The sequence below is a fragment of the Jannaschia formosa genome (assembly GCF_003340555.1).
GTDB lineage: Bacteria > Pseudomonadota > Alphaproteobacteria > Rhodobacterales > Rhodobacteraceae > Jannaschia > Jannaschia formosa.
In genome coordinates this window covers 188869-204230 of record NZ_QPLJ01000001.1, presented here as the reverse complement: position 1 = coordinate 204230, position 15362 = coordinate 188869, and the positions used below count along the sequence as shown (strand labels likewise).

Annotated in this window: 16 protein-coding genes; 7 read left to right on the top strand and 9 right to left on the bottom strand. The window is 69.8% G+C overall.

Going from position 1 to position 15362, the window contains the following annotated elements:
• Nucleotides 1–7 precede the first annotated feature (7 nt).
• From DR046_RS01075 to DR046_RS01045, 7 genes are all read left to right on the top strand, one after another.
• Nucleotides 8–574 carry a F0F1 ATP synthase subunit delta gene (locus tag DR046_RS01075; RefSeq protein ID WP_115379076.1) on the top strand — a complete coding sequence of 189 codons (567 nt, stop codon included), beginning with the start codon at nt 8–10 and terminating at the stop codon, nt 572–574.
• Between the two features lies 1 nt (nt 575).
• Nucleotides 576–2111 (top strand): F0F1 ATP synthase subunit alpha, encoded by a 1536-nt coding sequence (gene atpA, locus DR046_RS01070; RefSeq protein WP_115379074.1) that lies wholly within the window; start codon nt 576–578, stop codon nt 2109–2111.
• A 9-nt stretch (nt 2112–2120) separates the two neighbouring features.
• Nucleotides 2121–2996, top strand: coding sequence for a F0F1 ATP synthase subunit gamma (locus DR046_RS01065; RefSeq protein ID WP_115379073.1), 876 nt, complete (start codon nt 2121–2123; stop codon nt 2994–2996).
• Between the two features lie 22 nt (nt 2997–3018).
• Nucleotides 3019–4437: a F0F1 ATP synthase subunit beta gene (atpD, locus tag DR046_RS01060; protein ID WP_115379071.1), complete on the top strand. Its 1419-nt coding sequence runs from the start codon at nt 3019–3021 to the stop codon at nt 4435–4437.
• Nucleotides 4437–4862: a F0F1 ATP synthase subunit epsilon gene (locus tag DR046_RS01055; protein WP_115379069.1), complete on the top strand. Its 426-nt coding sequence runs from the start codon at nt 4437–4439 to the stop codon at nt 4860–4862. The genes atpD and DR046_RS01055 overlap by 1 nt, the downstream gene beginning before the upstream one ends.
• A 73-nt stretch (nt 4863–4935) precedes the next feature.
• Nucleotides 4936–5286 carry an H-type lectin domain-containing protein gene (locus DR046_RS01050; protein ID WP_115379067.1) on the top strand — a complete coding sequence of 117 codons (351 nt, stop codon included), beginning with the start codon at nt 4936–4938 and terminating at the stop codon, nt 5284–5286.
• A gap of 48 nt (nt 5287–5334) precedes the next feature.
• Nucleotides 5335–6318 carry a type I glyceraldehyde-3-phosphate dehydrogenase gene (locus tag DR046_RS01045; protein WP_115379065.1) on the top strand — a complete coding sequence of 328 codons (984 nt, stop codon included), beginning with the start codon at nt 5335–5337 and terminating at the stop codon, nt 6316–6318.
• Here the strand turns inward: DR046_RS01045 and DR046_RS01040 are convergent.
• From DR046_RS01040 to DR046_RS01000, 9 genes are all read right to left on the bottom strand, one after another.
• Nucleotides 6296–8191 (bottom strand): beta-galactosidase, encoded by a 1896-nt coding sequence (locus tag DR046_RS01040; RefSeq protein ID WP_115379063.1) that lies wholly within the window; start codon nt 8189–8191, stop codon nt 6296–6298. The two genes, DR046_RS01045 and DR046_RS01040, sit on opposite strands and share 23 nt — an antisense overlap.
• Nucleotides 8188–9054, bottom strand: a complete 867-nt coding sequence (locus tag DR046_RS01035) for an SMP-30/gluconolactonase/LRE family protein (RefSeq protein ID WP_115379061.1) — start codon at nt 9052–9054, stop codon at nt 8188–8190. The genes DR046_RS01040 and DR046_RS01035 overlap by 4 nt, the downstream gene beginning before the upstream one ends.
• Complete coding sequence (locus tag DR046_RS01030; protein WP_115379058.1) at nt 9051–9668, bottom strand: 2-dehydro-3-deoxy-6-phosphogalactonate aldolase; 618 nt, start codon at nt 9666–9668, stop codon at nt 9051–9053. Before DR046_RS01030 ends, DR046_RS01035 begins: the two co-directional genes overlap by 4 nt.
• The gene (locus DR046_RS01025; RefSeq protein ID WP_115379056.1) at nt 9665–10543 is read right to left on the bottom strand and encodes a 2-dehydro-3-deoxygalactonokinase; all 879 of its coding nucleotides are present in this window, start codon (nt 10541–10543) and stop codon (nt 9665–9667) included. Before DR046_RS01025 ends, DR046_RS01030 begins: the two co-directional genes overlap by 4 nt.
• Nucleotide 10544: 1 nt before the next feature.
• Nucleotides 10545–11312, bottom strand: coding sequence for an SDR family NAD(P)-dependent oxidoreductase (locus tag DR046_RS01020; protein ID WP_115379706.1), 768 nt, complete (start codon nt 11310–11312; stop codon nt 10545–10547).
• A 222-nt stretch (nt 11313–11534) separates the two neighbouring features.
• Nucleotides 11535–13667, bottom strand: a complete 2133-nt coding sequence (locus tag DR046_RS01015) for an alpha-galactosidase (protein ID WP_115379054.1) — start codon at nt 13665–13667, stop codon at nt 11535–11537.
• 2 nt (nt 13668–13669) lie between these two features.
• Complete coding sequence (locus DR046_RS01010; protein WP_115379052.1) at nt 13670–14518, bottom strand: carbohydrate ABC transporter permease; 849 nt, start codon at nt 14516–14518, stop codon at nt 13670–13672.
• Between the two features lie 3 nt (nt 14519–14521).
• The gene (locus tag DR046_RS01005) at nt 14522–14869 is read right to left on the bottom strand and encodes an MmcQ/YjbR family DNA-binding protein (protein ID WP_115379050.1); all 348 of its coding nucleotides are present in this window, start codon (nt 14867–14869) and stop codon (nt 14522–14524) included.
• Nucleotides 14866–15234, bottom strand: coding sequence for a hypothetical protein (locus tag DR046_RS01000; protein ID WP_115379048.1), 369 nt, complete (start codon nt 15232–15234; stop codon nt 14866–14868). The genes DR046_RS01005 and DR046_RS01000 overlap by 4 nt, the downstream gene beginning before the upstream one ends.
• Between the last annotated feature and the right edge of the window lie 128 nt (nt 15235–15362).

Genomic DNA, 15362 nt, shown 5'->3' with positions numbered 1-15362 from the left:
CGAAAGGGTGGATGTGTCCGAACCAGCTTCGATTTCGACGGGGATCGCCGAGCGCTATGCGCAGGCCGTCTTCGAGCTGAGCCGCGAAGGCGACGGCCTCGGCAAACTGGAACAGGATGTCGACGAGCTCGGCGCCGCGATCGGCGAGTCCGCCGACCTGCGCGAGGTCCTGACCTCTCCGGTGATCAGCCGCGCCGAGCAGGAGGCCGCGATCACCGCCGTGGCCGCGAAGATGGGCCTGAGCGACACGATGCGCAACGTGCTCGCGCTGATGGCGCAGAAGCGGCGCCTCTTCGTGGTGCCGGCCATGGTCCGCGTCCTGCGCGAGCGTCTGTCGAACGAGAAGGGCGAGGTCACCGCCGAGATCCGCTCCGCCAAGCAGATGTCCGACGACCAGCGGTCCCGCCTGGCCGAGGCGCTGAAGGCCTCGACCGGCAAGGATGTCCGGCTCGACGTCACGGTGGACGAGGCGCTGATCGGCGGGCTGGTCGTCAAGGTCGGCTCCCAGATGATCGACACAAGCATCCGCGCGAAGCTCAACGCGCTCCAGAACACGATGAAAGAGGTCCGTTAAGATGGCGATCCAGGCTGCCGAGATTTCGGCGATCCTCAAAGACCAGATCAAGAACTTCGGCCAGGAAGCCGAGGTCGCCGAAGTCGGCCGCGTGCTGTCCGTGGGCGACGGCATCGCCCGCGTCTACGGGCTCGACAACGTCCAGGCGGGCGAGATGGTCGAGTTTCCGGGCGGCATCCAGGGCATGGCGCTGAACCTTGAATCCGACAACGTCGGCGTCGTGATCTTCGGTTCCGACCGGGACATCAAGGAAGGCGACACGGTCAAGCGCACCAACTCGATCGTGGACGTGCCCGCCGGGCCCGAGTTGCTGGGCCGCGTCGTGGATGGTCTCGGCAACCCGCTCGACGGCAAGGGACCGATCAACGCCACCGAGCGTCGTGTGGCCGACGTCAAGGCGCCGGGCATCATCCCGCGCAAGTCGGTGCACGAGCCGATGGCGACCGGCCTGAAGTCGGTCGACGCCATGATCCCGATCGGCCGCGGCCAGCGCGAGCTGATCATCGGCGACCGGCAGACCGGCAAGACCGCCGTGGCGCTCGACACGATCCTGAACCAGAAGTCCTACAACGACGCCGCCGCCGACGATAAGGGCAAGCTCTTCTGCATCTACGTCGCCATCGGCCAGAAGCGCTCGACCGTGGCCCAGCTGGTGCGCCGGCTGGAAGAGTCCGGCGCCATCGACTATTCCATCGTCGTCGCCGCCACCGCCTCGGACCCGGCGCCGATGCAGTTCCTCGCGCCCTATGCCGCGACCGCGATGGCCGAGTACTTCCGCGACAACGGCATGCACGGGCTGATCGTCTATGACGATCTGTCCAAGCAGGCCGTGGCCTACCGCCAGATGTCGCTGCTGCTGCGTCGCCCGCCCGGGCGCGAAGCCTATCCGGGCGACGTCTTCTACCTCCACTCCCGCCTGCTGGAGCGGTCGTGCAAGCTGGGCGACGCGGCCGGGAACGGCTCGCTGACGGCGCTGCCGATCATCGAGACCCAGGGCGGCGACGTGTCGGCCTTCATCCCGACCAACGTGATCTCGATCACCGACGGCCAGATCTTCCTCGAGACGGAACTGTTCTTCCAGGGTATCCGCCCCGCCGTGAACACCGGCCTCTCGGTGTCGCGCGTGGGATCGTCGGCCCAGACCGACGCGATGAAGTCGGTCGCCGGCCCCGTGAAGCTGTCGCTCGCCCAGTATCGCGAGATGGCCGCCTTCGCGCAGTTCGGCTCCGACCTCGATGCGGCGACGCAGCGCCTGCTCAACCGCGGTGCGCGCCTGACCGAGCTGATGAAGCAGCCGCAGTATTCGCCGCTGACCAACGCCGAGATCGTGGCCGTCATCTATGCGGGCACCAAGGGCTATCTCGACAAGGTCCCGCTGCGGGAGGTTGGCCGCTGGGAGGCGGGCCTGCTGTCGCACATGCGCGGCAAGGGCCGCGAGGTGCTGGACTGGATCACCAGGGAAGACCCCAAGATCAAGGGCGACGCCGAGGAGAAGCTGAAGGCCGAGATCGACGCATACGCCAAGACCTTCTCGTAAGGTGGTCCGATGCCCAATCTGAAGGACCTCAAGAACCGGATCGCGTCGGTCAAGTCGACCCGCAAGATCACCAAGGCCATGCAGATGGTCGCGGCGGCCAAGCTCCGCCGTGCCCAGGATGCCGCCGAGGCGAGCCGCCCCTACACGGAGCGGTTCATGGCCGTGCTCTCCTCGCTGACGGCCTCCGTCGGCGACAGCGACACCGCGCCCCGCCTTCTGGCGGGGACCGGACGGGACGACACCCATCTGCTGGTCGTCATGACCTCGGAGCGCGGGCTTTGCGGCGGCTTCAACGCCAACATCGCCAAGCTGGCCCGCCAGCGGATCGGCAAGCTGCGCGGCGAGGGCAAGACGGTCAAGATCCTGACCGTCGGCAAGAAGGGCCGCGACGCGCTGCGCCGTGACTACAGCGACCTGATGATCGGTCATATCGATATGACCGAGGTCAAGCGCGTGGGCTATGGCGACGCGGTCGGCATCGCGCAGGACGTGCTCAAGCGCTTCGACGCGGGCGAATTCGACGTGGCGACGATCTTCTTCTCCAAGTTCGAGTCGGTGATCTCTCAGAAGCCGACCGCCCAGCAGATCGTGCCCTTCGAAGTTCCCGAGGGCGACGCCACCGATGCCGGGACGCTCTACGACTACGAGCCGTCGGAGGAGGCGATACTCGAGGACCTGCTGCCGCGCGGGGTCGCCACGGCGATCTTCTCGGCGCTGCTCGAGAACGGGGCGTCCGAGCAGGGCGCGCGCATGTCCGCCATGGACAACGCGACGCGCAATGCCGGCGATATGATCGAGAAGCTGACCATCGAGTACAACCGCTCGCGCCAGGCCGTCATCACCAACGAGCTGATCGAAATCATTTCGGGCGCCGAAGCGCTCTGAACCGAAGCAACGGAGACATCACATGGCTACCGGAAAAGTCACCCAGGTCATCGGCGCCGTCGTGGACGTTCAGTTCGATGACGCGCTGCCCGAGATCCTCAACGCGCTCGAGACCGACAACCACGGCAACCGCCTGGTTCTGGAAGTCGCGCAGCATCTCGGCGAGAACACCGTCCGCACCATCGCCATGGACTCGACCGAGGGCCTCGTCCGCGGCCAGGCCGTCAAGGACACGGGCGGCCCGATCATGGTTCCCGTGGGCAACGCCACGCTGGGCCGCATCCTGAACGTCATCGGCGAGCCGGTGGACGAGGGCGAGCCGGTCAACGCGACCGAGTATCGCTCAATCCACCAGCCCGCGCCGGAATTCTCCGACCAGTCGACCGAGTCGGCCGTGCTCGAGACCGGGATTAAGGTCATCGACCTGCTGGCCCCCTACGCCAAGGGCGGCAAGATCGGCCTGTTCGGCGGCGCCGGGGTCGGCAAGACCGTTCTGATCATGGAACTGATCAACAACATCGCCAAGGTGCACTCGGGCTATTCCGTGTTCGCCGGCGTGGGCGAGCGGACCCGCGAGGGCAACGACCTCTACCACGAGATGATCGAATCGAACGTCATCAAGCCGGACAACCTCGAGGAATCGCAGGTGGCCCTGGTCTATGGCCAGATGAACGAGCCGCCGGGGGCCCGTGCCCGCGTCGCGCTGACCGGCCTGACCCTGGCCGAGCAGTTCCGCGACCAGTCGGGCACCGACGTGCTGTTCTTCGTCGACAACATCTTCCGCTTCACGCAGGCGGGCTCCGAGGTGTCGGCGCTTCTGGGCCGCATCCCCTCGGCGGTGGGCTACCAGCCGACGCTGGCCACCGACATGGGCGCCATGCAGGAGCGGATCACCTCGACCAAGGCCGGCTCGATCACCTCGATCCAGGCCGTCTACGTTCCCGCGGACGACCTGACCGACCCGGCCCCGGCGACGACCTTCGCCCACCTCGACGCCACCACCGTGCTGTCGCGCGCCATCTCGGAGCTCGGGATCTATCCGGCCGTGGACCCGCTCGACTCGACCTCGCGCCTGCTCGACCCCGCCATCATCGGCGAGGAGCATTACCAGGTCGCGCGCGACGTGCAGGGCATCCTGCAGCGCTACAAGTCGCTTCAGGACATCATCGCCATCCTCGGGATGGACGAGCTGTCGGAAGAGGACAAGCTGACCGTGGCCCGCGCCCGGAAGATCCAGCGCTTCCTGTCGCAGCCTTTCGACGTGGCGAAGGTCTTCACCGGCTCGGACGGGGTGCAGGTCCCGCTGGCCGATACGATCTCGTCCTTCAAGGCCGTTGTCGCCGGCGAGTACGACCACCTGCCCGAGGGCGCCTTCTACATGGTCGGCGGCATCGACGAGGTGAAGGCCAAGGCCGAGCGCATGGCTGCCGAGGCCGCCTGATGCAGTTCGAGCTCGTCTCACCCGAGCGGCGGCTGGCGTCCAGGGACGACGCCACCGCCGTCCGCATCCCCGGCGCGGACGGGGACATGACCGCGATGGCCGACCACGCGCCGGCCATCACCTCGCTGCGTCCCGGCATCCTGACCGTCGAGACCGGGTCGGGGCAGGACAGCTACGCCGTGACCGGCGGCTTCGCCGAGATCGGGGCGGGCGTCGTGGTCCTGGCCGAGCGGGCGCTGCATGTCGACGACGTGACGCAGGAGGTCTTCGACGACTGGATCGAGGAGGCCCACGCCGCCCACAGGAACGCCCGCGACAGGGGCGAGGGGACCGAGGGCGGGGTCGATGCGGCCGCCAAGCTGGTCGCCGACATGGTCGCGATGGGCGACCATATCGGCCTGAACTCGAAGCAGCCGAACCTCTGAGCCGGCTGCCCGGACCGACCGGGGGCCCCGTGCGTCGCGCGGGGCCCTTCGTTTTTCTGCGGGAGCCCCGCGCATGCGCCGGCTGAGCCACCACCTGATTGGAATCGACCAGGGCTCCGAGCTGCTGTTCGCCGACTTCGAGGAGGACGGGCCGATGTGGACCGGCTCCGGCCCGCGGGAGGTGCGGCGGCGGGTGACCTTCTCCCAGTCCTTCAGGGCGCCGCCCGTCATCCTGACCGGGCTCGCGCTGGTCGATATCGACACGACCGTGAACCTGCGCCTCGACCTCGGCCACGAGGCGGTCACGACCGAGGGCGTGGGCCTCATCCTCAAGACCTGGGGCGACAGCCGGATCGCCCGCATCCGCGCCGACTGGACCGCCATCGGAGAGCTGGCGGACGCCGAGGACTGGGACTTGTACTGATACGCATCGGCCTTTGACAGTGCCCCGCCCGGCGCGGTTGATGCGCCCATGAAAGTCTTCATCAACGGCTTCGGACGGATCGGGCGCTCGATCCTGCGCGCGCATCTGGCGGGCGCGGGGCCGGGGCTGGAGGTCGTGGGCATCAACGACATCGCGCCGCTGGAGACCTGCGCCTATCTTTTCCGCTTCGACAGCGTCTTCGGTCCCTGGCCCGGCACGGTCGCGACCGCCGACGAGGTGCTGCATGTCGACGGCCGAACCATCCCCTTCCACCGCACGCCTGATCTGCGGACCCTGACGCTCGGCGGCGTGGATGTCGTTCTCGAATGCACCGGCCGGACCGAGAACCGCCCCGAGGCGGAGCGCGGGTTGCTGGCCGGCGCCGCCCGCGTCCTGATGTCCGGGCCCTCGGGCGTGGCCGACGCCACGATCGTGCTGGGCGCCAACGACGAGATGCTCCGCCCCGAGCATCGGCTGGTCTCCAACGCCTCCTGCACGACCAACGCGGTCGCGCCGCTGCTCGCCCTCTTGGACCGCGCGTTCGGGGTGGGCGGCGGGTCGATGACGACGATCCACTGCTATACCGGCAGCCAGCCCACGGTCGACATGGCCGTCGGCGGCCCCCCGGCGCGCAGCCGCGCGGCGGCGCTGTCGATGGTGCCGACGACCACCAGCGCCGGGCGGCTGGTCGATCAGGTGCTGCCGCATCTGGCCGGGCGCGTGCCCTGCCAGTCGGTGCGCGTGCCCGTCGCCAGCGTCTCGGCGGTGGACCTGACCTTCCTGCCGGGGCGGGCCGCCACGCCCGACGCCGTCAACGCCGCCATCGCCGAGGCGGGCGGCGTGATCGGGGTTGAGACGGCGCCCGTCGTCTCGTCGGACATGCGCGGGCGGCCCGAAAGCCTGATCCAGATGCCCGCCGAGACCCGCGCCGCCGGGGGCGGGCTGATCCGGGTCTTCGGATGGTACGACAACGAATGGGGCTTCGCGAACCGGATGATCGAGCTTGCGCTCAGGATGGGCGCGGCAACCTGAGCAGCCCGGCGGCGGGGATCACGGTGCCCTCGAATTCGTGCGGGCTGTCGCCGTAGTTGAAGACGAAGCGCTCGGTCGCGGTGTCGCGCAGGCGAAGCCCGTCCGGCAGCTCCGTCGTCTCCAGCCCCGCCTCCCGGGCGAGCGTGCCGACCACGCGCCGCGCCGCGTCGCGGTCGGGCCAGCCGGTCAGGTGGAAGCGGCGGCCGTCGCGGATCAGGAAGGGCGCCCCGCCGACCAGCCGCTCGATGACGTCGGCCTCGGTCTCCAGATGCTCCAGCCAGAGCTTCACCGCGCCGCCCCGCTCCAGCGGGCGGGCGTTCGGAAAGGTCTCTTCCATCACGCTGGTCGCCGCGAGCCCCGGCAGGTCGGGGCCGAGCGGGTCGCGGGCCGCGATTTCGGGCGTCTTGAGGTCGGTCCGCGGGCCGGTCAGGACGACGCCTCGGGCCTTGTCCAGCGCACTGCGCAGGGCATCGGGGATTGTCAGCAGGCCGGGCACGAGGGTCAGCGCGTAGCCCGTCAGGTCGTCCGTGTCCGGCGGCAGGATGTCGACCGACAGCCCGTTCGCCCGGAGCGCCCGATAGAGGTCGAGGCAGAGCCCGAAATGATCGAAGCCCTGTCCCTGCGGCTGCACCTCCCACGCCCATTGCGAGGCGTAGTCGAAGATCAGCGCGACGGGCGCCTGCACCGGCGCGACCTCGGGCGCCTCGGCCAGTTCGCGCGCCACCTCGGCCGCCTCGTGGAAGCCCTGCGCCGGCTCCGAGTCTGGGCGCAGAAGGCCCGCGTGCTGCTGCTCCTGCGCCATCGGCGCCTGGCGCCAGCGGAACCAGCAGACCGCTTCGGCCCCGTGGGCGAAGGCCTCCCACGACCAGAGCCGGACCATGCCGGGCAGCGGCGCGGGGTTCCACGGCGCCCAGTTCACCGGACCGGGCTGCTGCTCCATCACCCACCACCTGCCGCGGCCGACGGCGCGGTAGAGATCGTGGTGGAACGCCTGGAAGTCGGGGTCGCCCTGGCGCAGATAGGCCAGCTTGTCGGCCTCCGACGCGCCGACGCGGTCCAGAAGGAAGCCCATCGGATAGCTGTCCCAGGACGCGATCTCGAGGTCGCGGCCCACGGCGAAATGATCGAACTCCGTCACGCGGCCCATGTAGTTATGCGCGATGGGTGCGTCCGAATGGGCGCGGATCGCGTCGACCTGAGCCCGGTTGAAACCCACGACCTCGTCGCTCGCGAAGCGGCGGAAGGCCATCGCATGGGACGGGTTCGGCTCGGTCACGGTCAGGTTGGGCAGGTCGATCTCGTCGAAGCCCGCATAGTCCATCGACCAGAACACGTTGCCCCAGGCCGCGTTGAGCTGGTCGGGCGTCTGGTAGCGGCGCCGCAGCCAGTCGCGGAAGGCGTCGCGGGCAGCGTCGGAATAGCTCAGCACCGTGTCGTGGCAGCCGTATTCGTTGTCCGTCTGCCAGGCGGCGACGCGGTCGCCGTAGCGTTCCGCCATCAGCGAGGCGATGCGCACGGCCTCCTCGCGGTAGCCGCGATGGCTGAAGCAGTAATGCCTGCGGGAGCCGAACTTGCGCGGCCGCCCCTCGGCGTCGACTGCCAGCATGTCCGGATGGCGCTTGAGCATCCAGCGGGGCGGGGTGGCCGTGGGGGTGCCCATCACGACCGAGAGTCCCGAACCGGTCAGCACGTCGACCGCACGGTCCAGCCAGTCCCAGCGCAGCTCGCCGGGCGCGGGCTCGATCCGGGACCAGGCGAACTCGCCGATGCGGACCCAGGTCAGGCCCAGCTCGGCCATGCGGCGCGCGTCCTCGGGCCACCAGTCCTCGGGCCAGTGCTCCGGGTAGTAGCAGGTGCCCAGCGTGCGCTTCATGGCAGCACCACGCGGTGCTCGGCCTGGCCTTGGACGCCGAGCTCGGCGACCCAGGTCCGGCCCCCGCCGGGCTGGAAGTCGAGCGCTCCGTCCGGCAGGCCCTGCGTGGCTGAGGTCACGAACATGCGCGTCATGTCCTCGCCGCCGAAGGCGGGGCAGGTCGTGTGCGCGGCGCCGCAGGACAGCGCGTGGCGGAAGGCGCCGTCGGGGCCGTGGCAGGCCACCCGCCAGGCGCCCCATTGTGCGATCCAGAGATTGCCCTCGGCGTCGCAGACCGCCCCGTCGGGCGCGAGGCCGACATGGGAGAAGTCGATGAAGACCTCGGGCTTGCCCGAAGGCCAGCCGGCCCGGTCGATCCGCTGCTTCCAGATCACGGCGAGCTGCGTGTCGGAGAAATAGGCCCAGGCCCCGTCGGGCGAGAAGCAGATCGAGTTCGAGATGGTGATGTCCTGAAAAAGCTTGCGGATCTCGCCCCGGAAGTAGCGGTAGATCGCGCCCGCGCCCGGCTGCGCCTCTTTCCCCATCGTGCCGATCCAGAACCCGCCGACCGGGTCCGCGCGCCCGTCGTTGGAGCGTGTGTCGGGGTCGTCCGCCTCCAGATCGGCGAGCCTGTCGAAACGGCCCGAGGCGATGTCGAGGCGCCAGAAGCCGGTTTCACCGGCGACGAACAGCGTGTCGCGGTCGACCCAGCCGGCGGCGCTGACGATTTCGGGCGCGTCTATGGCGCGAGTGGCGTCGTTCTCTCGGGTGTAGAGGCGTCGGCTGAGGATATCGAACCAGAACAGCTGCTTGCGCTCGGGGTGCCAGAGCGGGCCTTCGCCCAGCTGGCAGACCGTCTCGTCGTAGACCTTCGCGGCGATCATGCGACGGCCGCGTCGTAGGCGGCGACGATGGCGCTCGCGCGGGTGGCGATCTGCCCGGTGCTCAGGCCCGGTGTGTAGAGCGCGGTGCCGAGGCCGAAGCCCGCGGCGCCTGCGGCGATCCATTCGGCGAAATTTTTGGGACCCGCGCCGCCGACGGCGTAGACCGGCACCTCGGGCGGCAGGACCGCGCGCATCGCCTTCAGCCCGCCGGGCCCGGCCATCGAGCCGGGGAAGAGCTTCAGGCCCGTGGCGCCGGCCGCGATGGCGGCGAAGGCCTCCGTCGGGGTGAAGACTCCGGGCCAGCTTTCTAGGCCCAGCGCGCGGGTCCGGGCGATCACCTCCGCGTCCATGTTGGGCGAGACGATCAGGGTGCCGCCGGCTTCGGCGACCTGCTCGACCTCGGGTACGGTGAGCACGGTGCCCGCGCCGATCTTCGCCCTATTTCCATGGGCTTCGACCATGGCCGCGATGGAGCGGAGCGGGTCGGGGGAGTTCAGCGGGACCTCGATCACGGTGATGCCCGCCTCGATCAGGGCGGCGCAGGCCTCGACGGCCTGGGAGGGGTCGATCCCGCGCAGGATGGCGATCAGGGGACGGGACGTCTGGGTCGTCATGGCAAGTCCTTGGCGGCGGTCAGTCCCGCGAGGGTCATGGCCTCGGCAGGGAGGAGTTTGGGCCGGACGCCCTGCGCGCGCAAGGCCGCGTCGTAGGCGCGGGTCGTACCGCTCGACCCCGTGATCACGACGTCGCGGCCGAGCCACCAGGGGCGGGTGGCGGCGAGCTCGGCGCCGATCAGCAGGCCCGACAGGATCGAGCGGGCCGTGGCGGCGGGCTGGGCGTGGAGCAGGTCGGCGGCGCGCAGCTCGAAGAGGCGGGCAGTCAGCGTCTCGGGGCGGGAGAGGGCGTCGGAGACGGCGTCGAGGAAGGGCGCCTCCTCCCAGCCGTCGCCGGTCAGGGAATGGCGCAGAACCGTGTGATTGCAGATGGTTGCGAAGAGCTCTCCGGTCATCGCGGTGCGGAAGCTGACGACCTCTCCGGCGGAGACATGCGCCCATTTCGTATGCGTGCCGGGCAGGCAGGCCACGCCGTCCAAGTCTTTGATCTCGCGCAGGATTCCGGCGATCTGCGTCTCTTCCCCGCGCATGACGTCGGCATGCGGTGCAAGCTGCCGCAGCCCCGGCACGATGCGGATGTCGAGGCGGGGATCCGCCGCGTCGACTCGCGTCAGTCCCGTGCCGAGCGGCGCGGCAGGGACCGTGGCATAGGGCGCCTCGGCCCAGCCTTGTCGCGCGCCGACCATGCCGCAGGCGATCACCCGCGTCGGCCCGTCAATCCAGTCGCCGCAGAGATCGAGGAAGGTCGGCTCGAACGCGTTGCGAGTCAACGTGTTCATGCCCTTGTCGGAGATGCGCGTCTCGATTGCACCGGGCGCCATCAAGGTGGCGCGGAGGGCGGTCGTGCCCCAGTCGACGGCGATCCAGAGTGTCATGTCAGCCGGTTACCACGACACCGCCATCGACCACCATGGCCTGTCCGGTCATCATCCGGGAGGCGTCGGAGGCGAGGAAGAGCGTCGGGGTCACGATGTCCTCGGGCTTCAGATGCTCCTTCAGGCAGGCGCGGTCGAGATGGGCCTGGAGGCTTTCGGGGTCGGCCCACTTGTCGAGCTGCTTCTGCGTGAGCACCCAGCCGGGCGCCAAGGCATTGACGCGAATGCGATCCGGCCCGAATTCGCGTGCGAGCGAGCGGGTCATCGCGGTGATGCCGCCGTTGGAGGCGGTGTAGATCGCGTAGCCGTCGTTGCCCATCATGTAGGAGATCGAGGAGAAGTTGACGATATGGCCGTAACCGACGGATTTCATGCCGCGGATCGCGTGCTGGCAGGAGAAGAAGTAGGCCTTGAGGTTGATCGACTGGGACCAGTCGTAGAAGTCCTCGTCGACCTCCAGCGTGTCGTGGCGCTGGTCGTTGGCGGCGTTGTTGACGAGGCGGGTGACCGGGCCATGCGCCTCGGCCGCGCGGTCCATGGCGGCGCGCAGGGTCGCGATCTCGGTGATATCGCCCTGGAGGAAAAGCGGCCTGTTTCCCGTGGCTTCCTCCATCTCCTCGACGAAGGCGGAGGCGTCGGAGCGGCCGATGAAGGCGACGCGGGCGCCCTGGCGCAGGAAGCCTTCTGTCAGGCTGGCGCCGATGCCGGAGCCGCCGCCGGTGATGAAGACGGAAGCGTCGCGGAGGTCGGGGAAGGTCGGAGCGGTCATGTCGGGCTGGCCTCGGATTTCATGGGTGATCTGCAGGTGATCCACGGGTGATCCGCGTCATACGCGATCTGCGCACGGAACGGGATCGGATCGGTTATGTCGGTGCACGCCGCGCAAGGGAGGGGGGCTCTGCCCCCCGTCGCCTGCGGCGACTCCCCCCGAGGTATTTCGGGCGAGATGAGGGGGCGGGTGCGTTAACCTTAACGGGGGGTGAACGGCGGGTCACAGGCGGCGGCCCTCCAGCACCCACATCGTTTCGGGAAAGCTCCAGGGCAGGACGGGGCCGTGCCGCATGAGCCAGGTGCCGGGCAGGTCGACGGGGCCGGCCTTGAGGGCGGGCATCCCGCGGCTGAGGCCGGGGGCGTCGGCGCGGTTGACGAGCTCGACGCGGTAGGTCGCCTCCGGGTCCAGCGCGGTGAGACGCAGGGGGCGGGGGGCGATCTGGGCCGAGGTCGCGGCCTTGCCGGCGAAGACCACGAAGCGGGCGCCGTCGCGGGCCTGCTGCTGTTCGGCGATCACGGCGGGGTCGGCGCTGTCGAGGCGGTGGATGTCGGCGGCGGTCATCCAGTCGCGGTTGCGCTTCCACCAGGCGGTGACGTCGCGCAGGACCTGCGCCTCGTGCCCGGTCAGCTCGCGCGGGTCCATCTCGAACCCCATATGGCGCTGGGCGGCGGTCCAGGCGCGCATCGAGATGTCGAGGGTGCGGCCCGAGGTGTGGCTGCGGCGCGGGCCGACATGGGAGCCGGTGACGGCCATCGGCAGGAACAGCGCGGCCTCGTGCTGGATGCGGAGCCGTTCGAGCGCGTCGTTCGAATCGCTGAGCCAGACGCGGTGGGTGCGGGCGAGGATGCCGAAGTCGATGCGGCCGCCGCCGGAGGCGCAGCTTTCGATCTCGATGCCGGGGAAGTCGGCGCGGAGCCGGTCGAGCAGGGCGTAGGTGCCGCGGGCCTGCGCGGCGTCGGGGTGCGGCAGGACGCGGTTGTGGTCCCATTTGACGTAGTCGATCGCGTGGTCGCGGAAGATCGCGGAGAGCGCGGCGTGGAGGTGGTCGCGGACCTCGGCCCGGGCCATGTCGAGGACCATCTGCTGGCGGCCGAGGGTCTGGTCGGGGGCGCCGAGCGCCCAGTCGGGATGGGCGCGGTAGAGGTCGCTGTCGGGATTGACCATCTCGGGTTCAAACCAAAGGCCGAAGGACATGCCCAGGGCGTGGACGTGGTCGATGAGCGGGTGGAGGCCGTCTGGCCATTTGCGGCGGTCGATCTGCCAGTCGCCGAGGCCGCTGGTGTCGTCGTCGCGGCGGCCGAACCAGCCGTCGTCGAGGACGAAGCGCTCGGCCCCGAGATCGGCGGCGCGGGTGGCGATGTCCTTGAGGACGGGCAGCTTGTGGTCGAAATAGACCGCTTCCCAGCAGTTGTAGTGGACCGGGCGGGGGCGGTCCGGGTCGGGCCAGGGGACGACGCGGTCGCGGACATGGCGCTGGAAGGCGATGGCGCAGCCGTTGAAGCCTCGGTCGCTGTAGGTGGCATAGAGAGGCGCGGTCTCGAACCGGGTGGCGGGGCCGGGTTCGGTTCCGGCGGCGTGGCCCCACTGGATCTGGCGGCGGCCGTCGGGAAGCTCCTCGGCGATCATGCGGTGGCCGCCGGACCAGCCGTAGTGGAAGGCCCAGGCCTCTCCGGCGGTGTTGGTCGTGCCGGTGGCGGGGATGATGAGGCCGGGAAAATGCTCGTGCCCGGTGCGGCCGGTGCGGTTCTCGCGCAGGCGGAGGCCGGGGGACCAGGGGGTGCGCTGCGGCTGGAACTCGCCCACCCAGCGGCCGGAGAAGTCGATCATCTCCTGCGCGTGCTGGGGAGCGGGGAGGACCGGGGCGGCGAGCCAGTCGAGGCGGACCGGGCTGTCGGCGTCGAGCCGGGTCCGGAGGGTGAGGATGTGGGTCGCGGGGTCGGCACTCAGCGAGACCGTGAGGGTCAGGCCCTGGGCGGCGTCGCGGTAGCGCAGGGCGAGGCCGTCGGTGGCCTCCTCGCCCTCATAGGCGAAGCGGGGCCGGAGTGGCGTGCCGTCTTCGGCACGCAGGGCGAGGCCGGGCTGGCCGGGGAAGGACCGCGCGGCTTCGGGGCAGAGGCTCAGTTCGGGGGTCTCGTCGAGCATGCCTCCGGTCACGTCGGGGGCATGGGCGGCGGCGAGCGTGGCGAGATCGGTGCCGGCGGGCAGCGCCGCGCCCCAGTAGACGACCTGGGGCAGGCGGTCGCCGGTGGCAGCGAGCACGAGGGTCTGGCGCGCGCCGTCGTCGAGCCGCCAGGTGCGGGACGGAGTCGCGGCGCGGGCGCCGGTGGCGCCGAGGGGAAGCGCGTCGGCCATGCTCACTTCACCGCGCCGAGGGTGAGACCGGCGATGAAGTGCTTCTGCATCAGGAAGAACATCGCGACCGGAGGCAGGGCGGCGACGATGCTGCCCGCGCTCATCAGGTGATAGGCCGCGCGGTATTGGGAGTTGAAGGCGGTGATGCCTGCGGTGACGGGTTGGCTGTCGGGGCCCTGGGTCAGGACGATGGCCCAGAAATAGTCGTTCCAGATGAAGGTGAAGACCAGCACGGCGAGGGCGGCGAGGGCGGGCTTCATCAGGGGCAGCACGACGAACCAGAAGATGCGCCATTCGGCGACGCCCTCGACCCGCGCTGCCTCGATCAGGGGGAAGGGCAGGGCGCGGATGAAGTTGCGCATGAAGAGCGTGCAGAACCCGGTCTGGAACGCGATGTGGAACAGGATCAGGCCGGTCTTGGTGTCGTAGAGGTTGAGGTCGATGGTCAGGTCGCGGACGGGGACCATGAGGATCTGGAAGGGCACGAAGTTGCCCGCGATGAACATGAAGAAGATCAGAAGGTTGCCGCGGAACTTGTAGACGCCCAGCGCGAAGCCGGTCATGCAGGCCAGCGCCACCGTGCCGATCACGGTGGGGATGGTGATGAGCAGCGAGTTCAGCAGGTAGCGCGGCATGTCGCTGTCGAAGAAGACGCGGGAGTAGTTCGGGATCAGGTCGAAGCTCGACGGGACGCCCCAGTAGTTGCCGCTGGAGAAATCCGCCTCGGGGCGGACCGAGAAGAGCATCACGGCGATCAGGGGCAGCAGCCACAGGATCAGGGCGACCGGGAGCAGGGCCTTGTAGGTCGCCTGCGCCGCCGGGCTCTGGGTCTGGATGGGGCGGGGGAACATGGTCTACAGGGCCTCCCGGACCTTCTTGGGCAGGCTCGCCCGGATCGTGTCGTAGCTGACCGCGACGCGATGCGCGGCCTCCTCCCCGGTCAGGTCGGCGAGCGTGAGCTGGACCCAGGAGCGGTGGAAATAGGGGGCTCTGGTCGCGGCTCCCGCCTCGATGAGCATGGCCGCGGTCTCGGCGTCGGGGCATTTGAGCGAGACGGTCCCGGTGTTCTCGGCGCGGGTTTCCTCGTGGCCGAAACAGGCGAACATCTTGCCGCCGACCTTCCAGGCGTCGAGCTCTCCGGGGCCGGAGAGGGTGGCGCCGGGGTGGGCGGCGCAGAGGGTGTCGAACTCGGCGCGGGTCATGGGGCGAGGCTTTCGGCGAGGCGCAGGCAGGCGGGGCGGTCCTCGCGGAAGGTCGCCAGCCCGTCCCCGGCGGCGACATAGGCGTCGGCCCAGGCGATCATGGCGCGCTGGGCGTCCTCGGACCTGGCGCCCTGACCCATGGCGGCGAAGGCGAGGGTCCGGAGGGAGGTCGTCAGGACGGGGGAGGGGCCCTGGGAGAGGGCGAGGATCACGACGCCACCGCAGCGCTCGGCACGATCGCGGAGGGGAGCGTCGGTGGCGAGGGGGGCGGTGACGGTCTGGGCGGCGGCGGGGGTAGCGAGAAGAAGCGACGCAGCCAGAAGGGCACCGAACCGGCGGCCAAGCCCGTCGCGCGCGAACAGCATCGGCACAGCCGATGCTGCGCATCGCCGGGCCGCCGCCCGACCCGGCGATCTGGTGAGGCCTGGTGCGTCGGTCGGAGGTCTTCCTGACGTGGCTGCCATGAAGTGCCTCGTTCCGAAGTCGGATCGCC